Here is a 15,763-nt window from a genome sequence, read left to right on the forward strand (position 1 = left end):
TTTCACTAAGACTCAAAAAAATCAGCCCAAAGGCTGATTTTGTTATAGTATCCTTTTTGGAAATTATTGACGTGTTGTACCACGCAATTTAAGACCGTGATTAAGAATAATTTCTTTTTCTTCAAGTTCTTCTTTGTTCATGATTTTAGTCAACATACGCATACTTACCGCACCAAGGTCATAAACCGGTTGGCTAATTGAGCTTAGGTTTGGACGAGTGTATGATGTGATTGGTGAATCATTACTTGTAAGAATTTCAAAGTCTTCAGGAACTTTTTTGCCTGCAGCAAACAATCCGTTCAAAAGACCTGCAGCTAGTTCGTCTTCAGCAACATAAGCAGCTGTAGCGCCTGAATTCATCACGCGTTGAGCTAGTTCATAACCGTCTTTGTAGTTGTAATTAGCTTCAAATACAAGTCCTTCTTTGAATGATAGGTTGTTTTTTTCAAGTCCTTCTTTGTATCCTGCAAGACGAACTTTACCGTTAATGTCATCAATAAGTGGTCCTGAAACAAAAGCAATATCTTTGTTATTTTTAGCCAAAATATCAACAACATCAGCTACGGCAGCTTTGTAATCAATATTAACACTTGGAAGTTGGTGTTCTAAATCAACTGTCCCTGCTAGAACCACTGGTGTGCGTGAGCGAGAGAACTCTGCACGAATTTTTTCAGTTAAATGGTGTCCCATGAAGATAATACCATCCACTTGTTTTGCAAACAAAGTGTTAACAACATTAACTTCTTTATCGTCGTCTTCATCACTTGACGCAAGAACGATATTGTATTTGTACATTGCAGCAATATCGTCGATACCTTTCGCTAAAATTGAGAAATAGCTATTAGCGATATTTGGAATAACAACACCAACTGTCGTAGTTTTTTTACTTGCCAAACCACGAGCAACTGCATTTGGACGATAGTCTAAACGGTCAATAACTTCAAGGACTTTTTTACGAGTGTTTTCCTTTACATTTTTATTGCCATTTACAACACGACTAACTGTTGCCATTGAGACGCCTGCTTCTCGTGCAACATCATAAATTGTAATCGTATCATCAGTGTTCATTATTGGACTTCCTTTCTATTTGAAAATTTCGCTTTCACAAATATTTTAGCACCTTTTGGAAACACTTTCAAGTACAAACTTATAATTTTTGAAAACTTTTCATATTTTGAAAACGTTTAAAGTCCAATTTTTCTCATAAAAGGGCAAAAAAGTCAAAAAGTAGTTATTTTCAGAAAATTTTCTGCTATCTTTTTAGTAAATTTCTGAAACTTTTTTCATCTTTTTAAAGTTTTTTAGCATGATTTTATGAAAATTAAGTGTATTTAATTTTTTCGTCTTCAACTCTTGATTTTTTGTGATTTTTTTGAAAAAATGGGGGTAATTAGAAAGAAGGTTTCTCATGTCTAAATTAGATCAAATCCGCTCATATTTGAATCAAGAAAAGGCAAATATTGCTGTTTTCTCTGATCCAGTAACTGTTAACTATTTGACTGGTTTCTTCTGCGATCCACACGAACGTCAAATGTTCTTGTTTGTTTACGCTGACCGCGAACCAGCACTTTTTGTTCCAGCTCTTGAAGTCGCACGCGCAAGCCAACTTGTTAATTTCCCTGTTTTTGGTTATGTTGATTCAGAAAATCCATGGGAAAAAATTAAAAATGGTCTTCCTTCAACAGATAGCGCCAAAATCTTTGCTGAATTTGATAATTTGAACGTTACTAAATTCCGAGGTTTGCAAACTGTCTTTGATGGACGTTTTGAAGATTTGACACCATTTGTTCAAAAAATGCGTCTTATCAAATCTCAAGATGAAATCGATAAAATGATGATTGCTGGTCAATTTGCTGACAAAGCTGTTAAAGTTGGTTTTGATAACATCTCACTTAACAACACTGAAACTGACATTATTGCCATGATTGAATTTGAAATGAAAAAGCAAGGTGTTGAAAAAATGAGTTTTGACACTATGGTCTTGACTGGTAATAATGCCGCTAACCCACACGGTATCCCAGGCACAAACAAAATCGAAAACGATGCTTTGCTTTTGTTTGACCTTGGAACAGATATGCACGGCTACGCTAGTGACATGACTCGTACAGTTGCCGTTGGTAAACCTGACCAATTCAAAAAAGACATTTACAACTTGTGCTTAGAAGCTCACATGGCAGCTCTAGAGTTCATCAAACCAGGTGTTCTTGCTAGTGAAGTGGATGCAGCTGCTCGTAAAGTCATTGAAAAAGCAGGCTACGGTGAATACTTCAACCACCGTCTTGGACACGGTATTGGAATGACTTGTCACGAATTCCCTTCAATCATGGAAGGTAACGACATGGAAATCCAAGAAGGTATGTGTTTCTCAGTTGAACCTGGTATCTACATTCCTGGTAAAGTTGGTGTTCGTATCGAAGATTGTGGTCACGTCACAAAATCTGGCTTTGAAGTCTTCACACACACACCAAAAGAATTGCTTTATTTTGAAGGATAATTCTCATAAACCAAAAATCTTCCTAGTAACACTAGGAAGATTTTATATTGCAGGAAACCTCAATTACTGCTAAAATGAGCCTAAGAAATCCTAAAAAAAGAGGCTTCTATGTTTTATAAAACAATGACTTATTGTCCTGAATGTGGGCACCCTTTAGAAAAGAAATTCTTAAAAGACGAAGGTGATATTCCTTATTGTTCTCAGTGTGATAGCTTTCGCTTTCCTGTCTTTAATACAGCTATCAGTGCGATTTTATTTAACGAAAGTCATGATAAAATTCTCTTAATCAAACAGTACAAGATGACCGAACACATTTTGCTAGCTGGTTATGTGTCACAAGGCGAAAATGCTGAGGCTACTGTCGCTAGAGAAATCAACGAGGAATTAGGCTTGAAAGTTAAATCCTTAACCTTTAACGCCACAAAATACTACGAGCGTAGCAATTCACTCATGATTAATTTTGCCGTAACGGTGACTGGAGACATCACTCCAAATCACGAAATTGATGACTGGGACTGGTTTTCATTTGAAGAAGCCAAAAAAGCTATTAAAGATGGCTCTCTTGCCGAAAGTTTTTTACTAGAATTTTTAGCTAAAATTGAAAAGGATTGAGAAAAACTCAATCCTTTTTTACATACTTTTCTTGCATTTCCTGCCAAAATTGTTGAACAGCTTCCGATTTATTTGTCTTTAATTTCATCAAAACCATTAGAGACTCTGTCTCAATATCAAGTGGTCGCCAAACAATCTGCTTGCCCTCAAAGGGTCTAACCATCTTTTCCATCATGAGAGAAAGCCCTAAATCATTTTCGATAAAATCAATAATTAAATTAATCCGATTGCCTTTATAGGTAATCTTTGGATCAAATTGATAAGCGTGACATAATTCTAATAGAGGCTGTAATAACTGCGTTTTCTCGCTAAGTTGTAAGAATTTTTCTCCTTCTAACTCTTTAAGATTGATGCTTTCTTTTCTTGCTAAAGGATGCTGACTTGGCAAAACAACCACCCAACGGTCTTGGTCGATGGTGAGCATTTCAACTTCTTTTGGCAATTTATCATTAAATTGTCTCGCAAAAATAATATCGCACTTGTGTTTAAGGAGATTATCCAACAAGACATCTGCCTCTTCTTCTTCAACGCTAACCTCAAAATTCGTATGGCGCTTTTTAAAGCCTGCAATTTCAGAGATGATGGCATAAAAAGGCATACTTGGAATGCCATGAAGTAAAAGCTTGTGCTCTTTTTCTTCCTGTAACTGCGAAAGCTCCACAGTCATCTGTTGGTAACCGTCTAAAATCCGTCTGGCATGAGCTTCAACCACTTGCCCTTCCTTGGTGATTCTGATATGACGACGGCTACGGTCAAATAACTGCACCCCTAGTTCTTTTTCTAATGCCATGATTTGCTTTGACACATTTCCTTGGCTAATGTACAAGCGCTCAGCAGTTTCAGTATAATTAAGAGTCTCACACAAGGTTAAAAAAACTTGTAATTTTTGAAGATTCATCAGCAGCCTCCTTTTTATTCCATTTTAGAATATCTCATCACCAAAAGCAAATTGATTTTTGGCTAAATCGTGTTACACTAGTTAATGACCTTATGGTTTCAAGTTAAGTCACTTTGCACAAGTGAGCTTATTTTTTTGTCTTATTTTTACTATCAAAAAGGAGGAATTTTATGCCAACTGGTGTCATCATCAATTCATTTGCCATTATTTTTGGCGGAATTCTCGGTGGAATTTTTGGTCATATCTTATCTGAGGATTTTAAAAACCAATTAAATCTTATCTTTGGCGTTTGTTCAATGGGAATGGGGATTTCATCCATTGGACTCATGAAATACATGCCTGCAGTCATCTTTGCTATCGTTGTCGGTACAGCTATCGGACTTGCTATTAATCTTGGAGAATGGATTAATAAAGGTGGCTCTTTGATGCAAAAAGCTGTTTCAAAAATCTTGCCACAAAAGCATAGTCAACTGTCAAATGACGAATTTTTAGCAACCTTATTAACTGTTATCGTTCTTTTCTGCGCTAGCGGTACTGGTATCTATGGTAGCCTTGACTCTGGTATGACTGGAGACTCAACTATCCTGATTTCAAAATCAATTCTTGATTTCTTCACCGCAGCCATCTTTGCTTGTAACCTTGGCTTTGTGGTTTCTTTGATTGCTATTCCACAGTTCGTCATTTTTACCGCTCTTTTCTTACTTGCCGGAATCATTGTGCCATTAACAACACCTGATATGATTGCTGATTTTAAAGCCTGTGGTGGTTTTTTGATGGTCGCAACAGGTTTTCGTATGATTCGTGTCAAAATGTTTCCAACAGCTGATATGATTCCAGCAATGGTTCTTGTTATGCCTTTATCTTGGTTCTGGGTCAATGTCATCATGCCATTATTATAAATTCTAATAATTTTAGAAAAATTAGAAAGTAAGTTCTATGTTTTTGGAACTTATTTTTTTAATAAACGTTTTCACATCAACAATTATGAATACATTTTCTTGAGCATATTATTTGTCATTTTATTCTTAGTTTGCTAACATATTGTCCATAATTAAAAATAAAAGGAGAATTCTATGCCCAATTCTGCCCAAGATTACTTGGACTCTTGTTTGTTTTTTACCGTAAAAAAACTAAATCGAGCACTTGATAGATTAACCGAAAATGCCTTTCAAAAAGTCGGTTTAAATCCATCTTACACTTCTATTCTTCTGATTTTAAGTCATGAAAATGGCAAAATTCAAAAAGACTTGGCTAAAATGCTCTGCATTGCAGCCCCATCTATGACAAGACTTATCGAAAAACTTGTCCACAAAGGATTTGTTAAAGTCGTTTGTGAAGGACGTACCAAACGTGTCTACCTCACAGATAAAGGAAAGGCAATAATTCCAGATATTATTCAAGCTCACATTGAGACACAAGAAGAATTCAATCGTTTGGTCAAAACCGGTTTTTCCGATAACCTTCTTACTGAACTAAACCAAATTGCTAACCAATTACAATAATTTTTTAAGGGTCTTGACTGAACATTGTCATGGCCTTTTTAACTTCTAAAATTATGACAGATTTGTCATCTATCTACAACTGTGTTAAGATAGTCACTGTAAACTTATTTCCAAGGAGATCATCGTGTCCGATAATATTCAAGAGGTATTGGATGGTTGCCTATTCTTTTCGGTCAAAAGATTGGATCGCGCTCTTGATAAATTTACGGAAGAAGCTTTTAGAGAAATCGGAATGTCACATTCCTATGCTCTCGTTCTTTTTATTTTAAACCAAGAAAATGGTAAACGTTATAAAGACCTAGCTAATATCCTTTGTATTGCTCCGCCTTCTTTAACAAAAATCATCGATAAACTAGCCAGTAGAGATTTTGTCGCTATCGCTCGTGATGGACGAACAAAACGTGTCTATATTACTGATAGAGGAAGAGAAATTGTCCCCATCATTGGAGAAGTCTTTCATAAAACGCGACAAGATTTCATGAAATTGTCTCAACCTAGCGATTTTAACAATCTGATTGACCAAATTAATCATCTGACAAATCAACTAAAATAAAAGAGCTTAAGCTCTTTTTCTTATGCCTGAAAACTGGCTAAAACTAGCTGAAAATGCTATGATAGAAAGAAAACTGGGAGGCTAGCATGAGTAAAGAAGCTATCAAAAAACAAGTTCTCGATGCCTTTGACCATCGAGTTGCCGTACGTGTCTACAATGACCAAGAGATTTCACGTAAAGATATGGAATTCATCCTTGACACAGCTTGGTTAAGTCCTTCTTCAATTGGTTTAGAGGCTTGGCGTTTTGTTGTCCTTAATCGTAAGCAAATCGCTAAACTTCGTGATGAACTTAAGGCAGTTGCTTGGGGAGCACAGTCTCAACTTGATACAGCCAGTCATTTTGTTTTGTTACTTGCAGAAAAAAATGCACGCTATGATTCTGACTCTGTCAAAGATAGCCTCGTTCGACGTGGTCTCGGTGAAGGTGATGCCCTAAACAGTCGTTTAGCCACTTACGAATCATTCCAAAAAAATGATATGAAAACTGCTGAGAATCCACGCGCCCTCTTTGATTGGACCGCTAAGCAAACCTACATCGCTCTTGGAAATATGATGACATCAGCCAGCATGATTGGTATTGATTCTTGCCCGATCGAAGGCTTTAACTATGACAAAGTCAATGCTATTCTTGCCAAAGCTGGTATTATTAATCCTGATAAAGAGGGTATTGCAAGTATGGTATCATTTGGTTATCGACTACGCGATCCAAAACACCCACGCTCACGTAAACCTAAAAATGAAGTCATTACTTGGCTCGAATAAATAGATAAAGCTTGAATATCTGTTCAAGCTTTTTTTTACTTACATTAATGCCATTCTTACTGCGCTAATTAATCCACTAGTTGTACCTGGAAATGCAAAAATCATCTGACTAAGATCATTTACTGTGACTTTTTGATTGATCATCAGAGTCAAAAGATTAATCATTTCACCAGCTTCATTACCTAAAAGGCTAGCGCCGACCAATTCTTTATTCTGATTAACAATCAGTGTCATGTGCGCTTCATCTTCCAATTTTGTCTGGAATTTCAATTGTTTTCCAAATGGAATCTCAACAATGCGGTAAGCATCATTCTCACGAGCCTCAGCAACACTCACCCCAACTTGTGCAATACGTGGGAAAGTGTAAACAAGATTTGGAATAGCTGGATACTGAATTGCTTCTTGGTTTACTCCAAGAATGTAAGCTGCAATATAATCTGACTCAAAACTTGCTGTCGGTGTTAAACGTGGGATTGTTTTATCAATGACATCCCCGCTGGCAAAAATATTTGGCACAGAAGTTTGCAGGTGATCATTAACAACAATTCCTGAACGATTGTAGGCAATGCCAAGTTCATCAAGACCAAGATTTTCAACATTTGGAATACGTCCTGTTGTATCAAGAACGTAATCAGTTTCTAATTCCAAACCTTGCGCCGTTGTGACACGTAAACCAGCGGCAGTTTCTTCAACTGCTTGAACCGCTTGGTTGAAATGGAAATGAACACCTTCTGCCGTCATTTTAGCGACAACACTTTTAACATAATTTTCTTGATAAGCCGCTAAAGCTCTGTCGGCGTATTCAATAACATGCACTTCAGAACCAAGTTTAGCAGCCATGGTAGCAAATTCCATAGAAATGATTCCTGCACCGATAAAAGTGATGCGTTTTGGCATTTCATCTAAATCAAGGAAATCACGGCTATCATGAAGATATTCTTGTCCTTTAATAGCCAAACGTGCTGGACGTTGACCAGTTCCAAGAACGATATACTCAGCGCTGACTTTGTCCTCATCCACACTGACCGTGTGAGCGTCAACTAATTTTCCATAACCTTTTAGCAAATCAATCTGCATTTGCGCAAACATACCTTCCATAAGAGGAGCGTAAGTCGGAATTTCAGATTTTTTATAAGCCATAAGCTCTTGCCAGTTAACCTTAGTATTTCCAGTAATGCCAGCTTTTTCATAACGTGAAAGACCATCGATAAACTCAAATGGACTGTCTAATAAAAATTTGGCATTACAGCCATAATTAGTACAAGTACCAGCAGTAACGTCTTTTTCAACAATGGCAACCTTTTTGCCGACTTGAGACAAAGTCACTGCTGCATGCCAATTAGCATGTCCTGAGCCAATAAAAATCACATCATAATCGTAAGTCATGTTTTCTCCTTAAAGCTGTTGTGTTAACCAGTTTTGGTAACCAACAGTATCAATTAAATCTAGTTGTTGTTGTGTCCACTGCAAATCATCATCTTCATCTTTATAATAATCTTTTAACAAATCGTAAGTCACCAAATCATTAGATGCAGCACCAACCAATGGCAATAATTCTTTCAGTCCTTCTTTTGAAACTTCCAAATCATGTCTTAGCCATTCCAAAGGACTAGCTGGCACTCCAAAGCTGACTTGATTTTGATAGCAAATTTTACCTCCCAAATCTAAAATACGATTAAAGAGTTTTTGTGAAAAGTCACGTTCTTCCAAAGCGTGGCTTTTGTATTTGTCACCAAGTTTTGAAAATCCTTGTGCCTCAAAGTTCAAAGCGACAAGATCATGAATATTTGCTTGATTTAAAATTTTATTTCCGATTTTTTGTAATAATTCGATTGTATTTTCCATAATTTCAACCTCTTTTTATAATCAGTCGCGCGCGATTGATTATAGTTTACTACTCCATTTTCAAGTTGTCAACTTTTACATTTATTTTTTTCTATGTTATGATAAGAGCAAGTAAACACAAAGAAAGGGACGTTATGCCAGAACAACATCCTACTTTAACTAATCAACTATGTTTTGCGATTTATAATGCTAATAGGGTTTTCAACCAATTTTATAAACAAAAACTAGCCAAATTTGATTTAACCTATACGCAATATATTGTTCTCTTAGCACTTTGGGAAACTGACAATCTTGCTTTGCGTGAATTAGGAAAGCAGTTAGATCTTGCTAGCAATACGCTAACACCCCTTCTCAAGCGTTTAGAAGACAAAGGCTATCTAACACGCATTCGTCCTAAAGAAGACCATCGTCAGCTGATTATTGCCCTTACAGAAGCTGGTAAAGCCCTTCAAGCTGATGTTGAACAGGAATTGCACACCTGTGTAGGAGAATTCACTCCTGCTTTACAGGGAAAAATTGAAGAAATGATTGAAGACAATCACATCTTGATTGAAGAATTGAAAAAAATGCTTTAAAAAAGAGTTTGGATTAAATCCAAACTCCTTTTGTTTTATTATCTTGCGTTGAAATTTTTCATTTGACGTTTGATGTCACGGTCTTGCTCGCGTCGCTTGATTGTCTCACGTTTATCGTAATCGTGTTTCCCTTTAGCCACTCCAAGTAAAACCTTAGCAAAACCATTTTTCAAATAAACTTTAAGAGGAATAAGGGTCATCCCTGTTCCTTTTAAGTCATTTGATAATTTTTCAATTTCACGTTTTTTAAGCAATAATTTACGTGTACGCTCAGGCTCTTGGTTCCAAATGTTTCCTTGCTCAAATGGAGAAATGTGGACATTGATCAACCAAGCTTCACCATTTTTAATTTGAGCGTAACCGTCTTTTAGCTGAATACGTGCGGCACGAACACTCTTGATTTCAGTTCCTGTCAAGACGATTCCAGCTTCAATGGTATCAACAATATTATAGTCATGACGTGCCTTTTTATTTTGGGCAACGACATTTCCTTCACCTTTTGGCATATTAAGCTACCTCTCTTGTGTCAAAATTTTTGGGTTAGCAATGAGGCTTGTCACCTTTTATTTTTTAGCTTTGCGAGTTTTTTTCTTAGCTACTTCTTTGTAGAAAGGTTTCTTGCCTGATTTTTTAGAAGATGATTTTGACGATTTATGATTACGTTGTTTATTTGATTTGTGGTCTTTTTTATGGTCTTTGTGATTGTCAGATTTTGGACGACGTTTGTCTTTTCCAGAACGGTCCTTACGTGATTTCTTCACTTTTTCAATCACATCATAATCACTTGGAATGTATTCAAAGTCAATATCACCAGTTTCTTTGTCGGCACGTGTCAATTTAATCTTGATTTGTTGACCAACGCGGAAGACTTTACCTGATTTTTCACCTTGAAGGGTCAAAGTACGTTCGTTGTAATTATAGAATTCTGGTAAGGTTGTGATGTGAACAAGACCTTCAATGGTATTTGGCAATTCGATAAACATACCAAATTTCACGACGCTAGCCACCACACCGTCAAATTCTTGTCCAACGTATTCTTCCATGTATTCAGCTTTTTTCATCGCTTCAACCACACGTTCGGCATCAATCGCACGACGTTCTAGAGTTGAAGATGATGTTGCCAATTCTGGAATCACATTTCTGAAGTGTTCAATCTTCTCATCTGTCACTTGTGTGTATTCACGAATCATACGGTGAACAAGAAGGTCAGGATAACGACGGATTGGACTTGTAAAGTGTGTGTAGTACTCAGCAGCCAAGCCATAGTGCCCATGATTGTGTTCAGAATAACGTGCTTGTTGCATTGAACGAAGAAGCATCATATTCAAAACTTCAGCACCTGGTTTTCCTTCAACTTTTGCCATGAAATCTTGAAGGGCTTGTTGGCTAATTTTGTTAGCTGTCCCGTGAATTTGCACGCCAAAAATGCTTGCGTAATCAAGGAATTTTTGTAATTTCTCAGCTTTTGGATCTTCGTGGATACGGTAGATAAATGGCAATTTGCGTTTTGCGAAGTGTTCTGCCACTGTTTCGTTAGCTGCCAACATGAATGATTCAATCATGCGCTCTGCAATTCCACGCTCACGAATCACGATGTCAACTGGCATCCCTTTGTCATTGACAATGATTTTAGCTTCGCTAGTATCAAAATTAAGTGCCCCACGACGCACGCGCATCTTCTCTAAGATATTATGAAGAGCAGCCATGTGGTGAATTGACTCAACGATTGGTTGGTATTTTTCAATCAACTCTTCATCGCCAGCAATGATGTCATTGACATCACTATAAGTCATACGGAAAGTTGTTTTAATGACTGATTGACAGATTTGGTGATTCACCACGTGACCATTACGGTCAATTTCCATCAAACATGATTGTGTCAAACGGTCCACATTTGGATTCAACGAGCAGATACCATTTGACAAACGTTCTGGCAACATTGGCACCACACGGTCAGTTACATAAACAGATGTCCCACGGGCTACTGCTTCACGGTTAAGGGCAGAGCCTTCTGTGACATAGTAAGACACGTCAGCGATGTGAACACCTAACTCAAAGTTACCGTTATCTAAAAGTTTGATATGAACCGCATCATCCAAGTCTTTAGCATCAGCACCATCAATGGTAAATGTGATTTCATTACGTAAATCAACACGACCAATCAAATCTTTTTCAGATGGTGCATCTGGAACAGCATTGGCTTCAGCCATAACGTCTTCTGGAAATTCTGATTTGATGTCCATTGATTCAAGGACTTCAAGAACATCAATTCCGACATCACCTTGGTGACCAACGATATCACGAACATGACCAACAAAGTAATCGTGACCACGCGTTGGGTATTTATCGATATCAACCTTGATGATTTCAGTTCCATCTAAAACTACAGGTTCTTTTTTGATGTAGATTTTTTGTTGGATTTTTTGGTTTTTAGACTTGATGTAACCTGCGTATTTTGGTTTTTCATCGTCTAGGATAAATTTCCCAACGACAGTTTTTAAACTGCGTTCAACGATTCCGACAATACGGACTTCAGCTGCTGTTCCTTTAAGACGGTTAGCAGGTTTCTTAATCACAGCTTCAACCGTGTCACCATCGACAGCATGACCAACGTCATTTCGCCCAACAAACATATCGTCTTCGTCTTCATCGACAGACAAGAAACCAAAACCAGCTTTGTTAGCACGAAAGACACCAGTGACCGTAATTTCTTTTTTCTTCTCTACTTTTTTACGAAGAGCAAGGCTACCGCTATCATCAAAACGGAGTTCACCCTGACTTTCTAACTGTGAAATTTCTTTAACAAGCAATGGAAATTTTTCAGCACCAGTCATATCCAAACCAGCTGCCAAATCGTTAATATTAACTTTTCCATGCTCTTTTAAATAAGCAATAATATTTTCATTCATAATTGTGATTATTAGCAAGACCGATTCGCAAAAAAAGCCCTGCTATCTTCTATCCTCTCGTTTTCTAGCTTGATGGAAGTTGTGAAAAGTCACTGAATTTCAAATTCCAATCCGCTATTGGACAGACTCCTCACTACTTACTTAATAATAAAAAATGAGCTGAATGACCAGCTCATGAATTTTCGTACAAAATTCAAGATGCGCAGCCAACGTAAGCTAAGATGCAGCTTTGTCGTCAGTTGCTATCTATTTACTTGATAAGATTGCTAGCGCTAAAGCAATTGCTAGCCAAAAGAAAACTAGAACTGCTGTAAAACGTTGCATAAACGCTTCGAAGCCACGCGCTTTAGTACGTTCAAATAAAGCTTCTGAACCGCTGTTATCAAATACGTTGCTACTTGGATTTTTCTGTGGTTGCATAAAAATGGCAATCACGATAATAACAGATAATACCAGCAAAGCTGTCAGTAGTACATTGTACATATGTTTCACTAAGAACGCGTCAGAAGCTTAACTCTGGGAAAAATCCGCTACTTTTTTGCTTCTGGGTTCTATTTCCTTTCCTACACTATGGTCTTAATTATTCTATCATAAATATCCCTACGATTCAATATGTAGGGTTACTTTTCGCTCTTTGGGACAGTATTTAGGAACCTGAATTTTGTCGGGATGAGTTGCTTTATTTTTGCTTGTTAAATAATTTTTGCTACCGCAGCTACTGCATTTTAAATTAATCTTTACTCTCACGCGATTTCCTTAACTTTCAAATATTTTCTAAAATTGATAAGGCTCCACACAAAGTTTACAAAGACAATCATACTTGTCACATAAAAGACTGAACGGTATCCCATACCAGTCGCAATAGCAGAACCAACAAATGGTCCAACGACTTGTCCAATATTCATAAACATTTGGTTATAGCTGAAAATACGTGAAATTCCTTCTCTTGGCGTGATTTTAGTCAGTAGTGAGTTAACACTTGGCATCAGCGCACCTGTACCAAAACCATACAAGAAGCGCACAATTCCGAGTTCAAGTGAATTTCTTGCAAGAGCACACAAGACGTACATACTAAAGCTATAAAATAGAGCTATCAAAAGTAGTCTATGATTACCTATTTTATCACCAATTTTACCAAGAGTCGAGCTCGATAACATACTTGAAAAACCAAGAGCAGACACAATCAGACCAGATACAAACATGAGATTTTCAGTTTGTCCAAGATTACGAATGTATAAGGTCAAAATTGGGGCAATAGATTGTGCTGAAATTTGGATAATCATACTTGTCACAAAAAGCCCGATTAGAATTTGCTTGTCCTTAATTGATGAAAAGAGTTCGCGAGTTGACATAGCATTGGCCTTAGCCACAGGTTTGAAATCTTCTTTAATCAAAAAGACTGTCAGCAAATTACAGATTAACAAAATAAAACCGACCAGTAAAAAGACTTGTCGAATGCCTAACCATTCAGCCAACACTCCTCCAAGTAAGGGACCAATTAGGCTCCCGCCAATCATACCAGTTGCTAGCGTTCCAAGTGCATATCCTGAACGATTTTTAGGAGCTTGACTGGCAATCAAGGCTGTTGAGTTAGGAATGTATCCTGAAAAGAGACCATTTAATAGCCTCAGTGCTAAAAGCCAAAAGACATTAGGAACAAAAGCCAAGCCACCCATTGTAAAGGTCATAACCAAACTTGCCCTAACCATCATCGGTTTACGGCCGTATCGATCGGCTAGCCGCCCCCACACCGGAGCAATCAAAGCAGAGGCTAAAGCTGATAAAGATACCGCTAAACCAGCATACCATTCAACTTTATTTTTGGGAGCGCCTAGTTCTTCTACATACAAAGCCATAAATGGCATAACAAGCGAAAAGCTTGCCCCAGTAAAAAAGTTACCAAGCCAAGCCACTCGTAAATTTTGTTTCCAATTAACTTCGTTACTTATGATTGTTCACCTTCTTTTCAAAAAAACGTCAATTGCTATTATAGCACATTCCAAAAGAATTACTAAAAACTTGCTACGCAAAACGTTTTCCTGAAAAATATACAGAAAAGCAGACGATTTTCTAATCAATCATCGCCTATAATTCTTGTAAAAGCTGAGCAATTTGTGCTTTTAATTCAGAAAGGTCACCACTGTTATCCAGCAATTTGTCAGCAAAAGGCTTTTTAGCTTCCGTCGACATTTGGCTAGCTATACGCTTCTTAGCTTCTTCTTTTGAAAAATGATTGCGCAGCACCAGACGTTCCAGTTGTGTTTTCTCATCAAGATGAACCAACCAAATATCATCAAACCAATCCATGTAATCATGTTCAATCAAAAGCGGAATATCCATGAAAAAGACTTTTTGAGTTTTCGCAAGCTCATCTCGTCTTCTAGCTAATTCCTCTCGGATGATACCATTTTGCAGACGCGACGACTTTTCTAGCATATCTTTGCTTGAAAAAATCAACTGACCTAATTTTTTACGATCGAGTTCACCATTTTCTTGAAGAATGTCAGTACCAAGCCAGTTGCAAAGGGCTTGATAAAGTTTTCCACCTTTAGCCTGAAGTTCGTGAACCACCTGGTCAGCATCAATCACTTGATAACCATGCTTTCTGATTTCAGCAACAACGGTTGACTTACCAGAAGCAATACCTCCTGTTATTCCAATTATTTTCGTCATCGTTTTTGACAAGCAGGACAAAGATGCGTCCCGCGACCTCCTACTTTTATTTTTTCAATTGGCGTGGCGCAGCATGGGCAGGGTTCATCCGTTTTTCCATAAACTTGCAAGTAGTCTTGCATGCTGCCATTTTCACCAAGCGCATTTTGGTAAGTTCTGATAGTTGAACCGCCTTTTTCAATGCCAAGTTGTAAAATACGAATAATCTCATCATGAAGCAAGTCAACTTCTGCTTTTTGAAGAGTCAATGCTTGACGTTCAGGATGAATTTTAGCTGCCCAGAGAACCTCATCCACGTAGATATTTCCAAGACCAGCCACCAAAGTCTGGTCTAAAAGATAAGGCTTTATGAGTTTTTTTGAAGCAGACAATTTTCTAGCAAATTCTACCACATCAAAGTCTTCCTTGGTTGGCTCAGGACCTAATTTTCTTTTTTGAAAATAAGCTGCAACCTGACTTTTAGCCATTAACTCCATCGTGCCAAATTTTCGGACATCTTGATAAACCAAAGTCGACCCATTGTCCAAACCAAAAAAGATATGAAAATGTTTGTTTTCTGGAACGTGATCCTCAAACAGCAGATATTTTCCTTCCATTCTCAGATGAGAAATAATTACTTGATCATCTAAATTCAACAACAAATATTTCCCACGTCTACCAATCGACTGAAATGTTTGACCAAGTAAATCAAACTCAAAAGCACTTAAATCCGTTTTAACCATTTTCGGTACACGAACATCAACCGATACAATTTTTCGCCCAATAATCAAACGCTCAAGACCACGACGAACAGTCTCAACCTCAGGTAATTCCGGCATAATAATACGATACCAAGCCGTTAAGCGACTCAAAGAAAAATAGGAAATGGGACGACGGTGATAAACACCTAGTCACCATTTATCTTTTTTCAAAGAGTCGTAGGCGGGTTCTAGTCAACC

General features: G+C 37.5%; 18 protein-coding genes. 7 read left to right on the forward strand and 11 right to left on the reverse strand.

The annotated features are described in order from the left end of the window. Positions 1–63 precede the first annotated feature (63 nt). Positions 64–1,068, reverse strand: a complete 1,005-nt coding sequence (ccpA, locus tag BMX18_RS02315; protein ID WP_074481405.1) for a catabolite control protein A — start codon at positions 1,066–1,068, stop codon at positions 64–66. Positions 1,069–1,408: 340 nt separating this feature from the next. Here ccpA and BMX18_RS02325 point away from each other — a divergent pair, with 340 nt between their 5' ends. After that, a complete protein-coding gene (locus BMX18_RS02325; RefSeq protein ID WP_093814910.1) occupies positions 1,409–2,494 on the forward strand; it encodes a M24 family metallopeptidase in 1,086 nt (361 codons plus the stop codon). A gap of 108 nt (positions 2,495–2,602) precedes the next feature. Continuing rightward, positions 2,603–3,106 carry an NAD(+) diphosphatase gene (locus tag BMX18_RS02330; RefSeq protein WP_093814912.1) on the forward strand — a complete coding sequence of 168 codons (504 nt, stop codon included), beginning with the start codon at positions 2,603–2,605 and terminating at the stop codon, positions 3,104–3,106. Between the two features lie 7 nt (positions 3,107–3,113). Here BMX18_RS02330 and BMX18_RS02335 read toward each other — a convergent pair whose 3' ends face one another. Next, positions 3,114–4,004, reverse strand: coding sequence for a LysR family transcriptional regulator (locus tag BMX18_RS02335; RefSeq protein WP_093814914.1), 891 nt, complete (start codon positions 4,002–4,004; stop codon positions 3,114–3,116). 170 nt (positions 4,005–4,174) lie between these two features. Here BMX18_RS02335 and BMX18_RS02340 point away from each other — a divergent pair, with 170 nt between their 5' ends. The 4 genes from BMX18_RS02340 to BMX18_RS02355 all read left to right on the forward strand — a co-directional run bounded on the left by BMX18_RS02340 (position 4,175) and on the right by BMX18_RS02355 (position 6,823). Then, positions 4,175–4,903 (forward strand): DUF554 domain-containing protein, encoded by a 729-nt coding sequence (locus tag BMX18_RS02340; RefSeq protein WP_039696497.1) that lies wholly within the window; start codon positions 4,175–4,177, stop codon positions 4,901–4,903. 174 nt (positions 4,904–5,077) lie between these two features. After that, entirely contained in the window at positions 5,078–5,506 is a 429-nt protein-coding gene (locus tag BMX18_RS02345; protein ID WP_006532789.1) for a MarR family winged helix-turn-helix transcriptional regulator, read from the forward strand. A 124-nt stretch (positions 5,507–5,630) separates the two neighbouring features. After that, entirely contained in the window at positions 5,631–6,059 is a 429-nt protein-coding gene (locus BMX18_RS02350) for a MarR family winged helix-turn-helix transcriptional regulator (protein ID WP_093814916.1), read from the forward strand. 86 nt (positions 6,060–6,145) lie between these two features. Further along, positions 6,146–6,823, forward strand: coding sequence for an NAD(P)H-dependent oxidoreductase (locus BMX18_RS02355; protein ID WP_093814918.1), 678 nt, complete (start codon positions 6,146–6,148; stop codon positions 6,821–6,823). A gap of 39 nt (positions 6,824–6,862) precedes the next feature. Here BMX18_RS02355 and BMX18_RS02360 read toward each other — a convergent pair whose 3' ends face one another. Together BMX18_RS02360 and BMX18_RS02365 are read right to left on the reverse strand one after the other, a co-directional pair. Further along, positions 6,863–8,209, reverse strand: coding sequence for a dihydrolipoyl dehydrogenase family protein (locus BMX18_RS02360; RefSeq protein WP_093814920.1), 1,347 nt, complete (start codon positions 8,207–8,209; stop codon positions 6,863–6,865). Positions 8,210–8,218: 9 nt separating this feature from the next. Next, complete coding sequence (locus tag BMX18_RS02365) at positions 8,219–8,668, reverse strand: ferritin-like domain-containing protein (RefSeq protein WP_074560720.1); 450 nt, start codon at positions 8,666–8,668, stop codon at positions 8,219–8,221. Positions 8,669–8,802: 134 nt separating this feature from the next. Between BMX18_RS02365 and BMX18_RS02370 the strand changes: the two genes are divergently transcribed. Beyond that, on the forward strand, positions 8,803–9,243 hold the full coding sequence (locus BMX18_RS02370) for a MarR family winged helix-turn-helix transcriptional regulator (protein ID WP_074560721.1): 441 nt from the start codon (positions 8,803–8,805) through the stop codon (positions 9,241–9,243). Positions 9,244–9,281: 38 nt separating this feature from the next. On the opposite strand, the gene smpB is transcribed toward BMX18_RS02370, so the two are convergent. The 7 genes from smpB to mutM form a co-directional block, all read right to left on the reverse strand. Continuing rightward, positions 9,282–9,749, reverse strand: a complete 468-nt coding sequence (smpB, locus tag BMX18_RS02375; protein ID WP_006532795.1) for an SsrA-binding protein SmpB — start codon at positions 9,747–9,749, stop codon at positions 9,282–9,284. Between the two features lie 57 nt (positions 9,750–9,806). After that, a complete protein-coding gene (gene rnr, locus BMX18_RS02380; RefSeq protein WP_074965252.1) occupies positions 9,807–12,152 on the reverse strand; it encodes a ribonuclease R in 2,346 nt (781 codons plus the stop codon). Between the two features lie 246 nt (positions 12,153–12,398). Beyond that, a complete protein-coding gene (secG, locus tag BMX18_RS02385; protein ID WP_006532797.1) occupies positions 12,399–12,635 on the reverse strand; it encodes a preprotein translocase subunit SecG in 237 nt (78 codons plus the stop codon). A 117-nt stretch (positions 12,636–12,752) separates the two neighbouring features. Continuing rightward, complete coding sequence (gene rpmG, locus BMX18_RS02390) at positions 12,753–12,899, reverse strand: 50S ribosomal protein L33 (protein ID WP_074560724.1); 147 nt, start codon at positions 12,897–12,899, stop codon at positions 12,753–12,755. After that, a complete protein-coding gene (locus tag BMX18_RS02395; protein WP_093814922.1) occupies positions 12,896–14,065 on the reverse strand; it encodes a multidrug efflux MFS transporter in 1,170 nt (389 codons plus the stop codon). Before BMX18_RS02395 ends, rpmG begins: the two co-directional genes overlap by 4 nt. Before the next feature lie 172 nt (positions 14,066–14,237). Next, entirely contained in the window at positions 14,238–14,825 is a 588-nt protein-coding gene (gene coaE, locus BMX18_RS02400) for a dephospho-CoA kinase (protein ID WP_093815151.1), read from the reverse strand. Next, positions 14,822–15,643: a DNA-formamidopyrimidine glycosylase gene (gene mutM / locus BMX18_RS02405; protein WP_093815154.1), complete on the reverse strand. Its 822-nt coding sequence runs from the start codon at positions 15,641–15,643 to the stop codon at positions 14,822–14,824. The genes coaE and mutM overlap by 4 nt, the downstream gene beginning before the upstream one ends. Between the last annotated feature and the right edge of the window lie 120 nt (positions 15,644–15,763).

Origin of the sequence: Streptococcus sp. 45 (assembly GCF_900108865.1) — a bacterium.
In the GTDB taxonomy this organism is placed as follows: domain Bacteria; phylum Bacillota; class Bacilli; order Lactobacillales; family Streptococcaceae; genus Streptococcus; species Streptococcus ruminicola.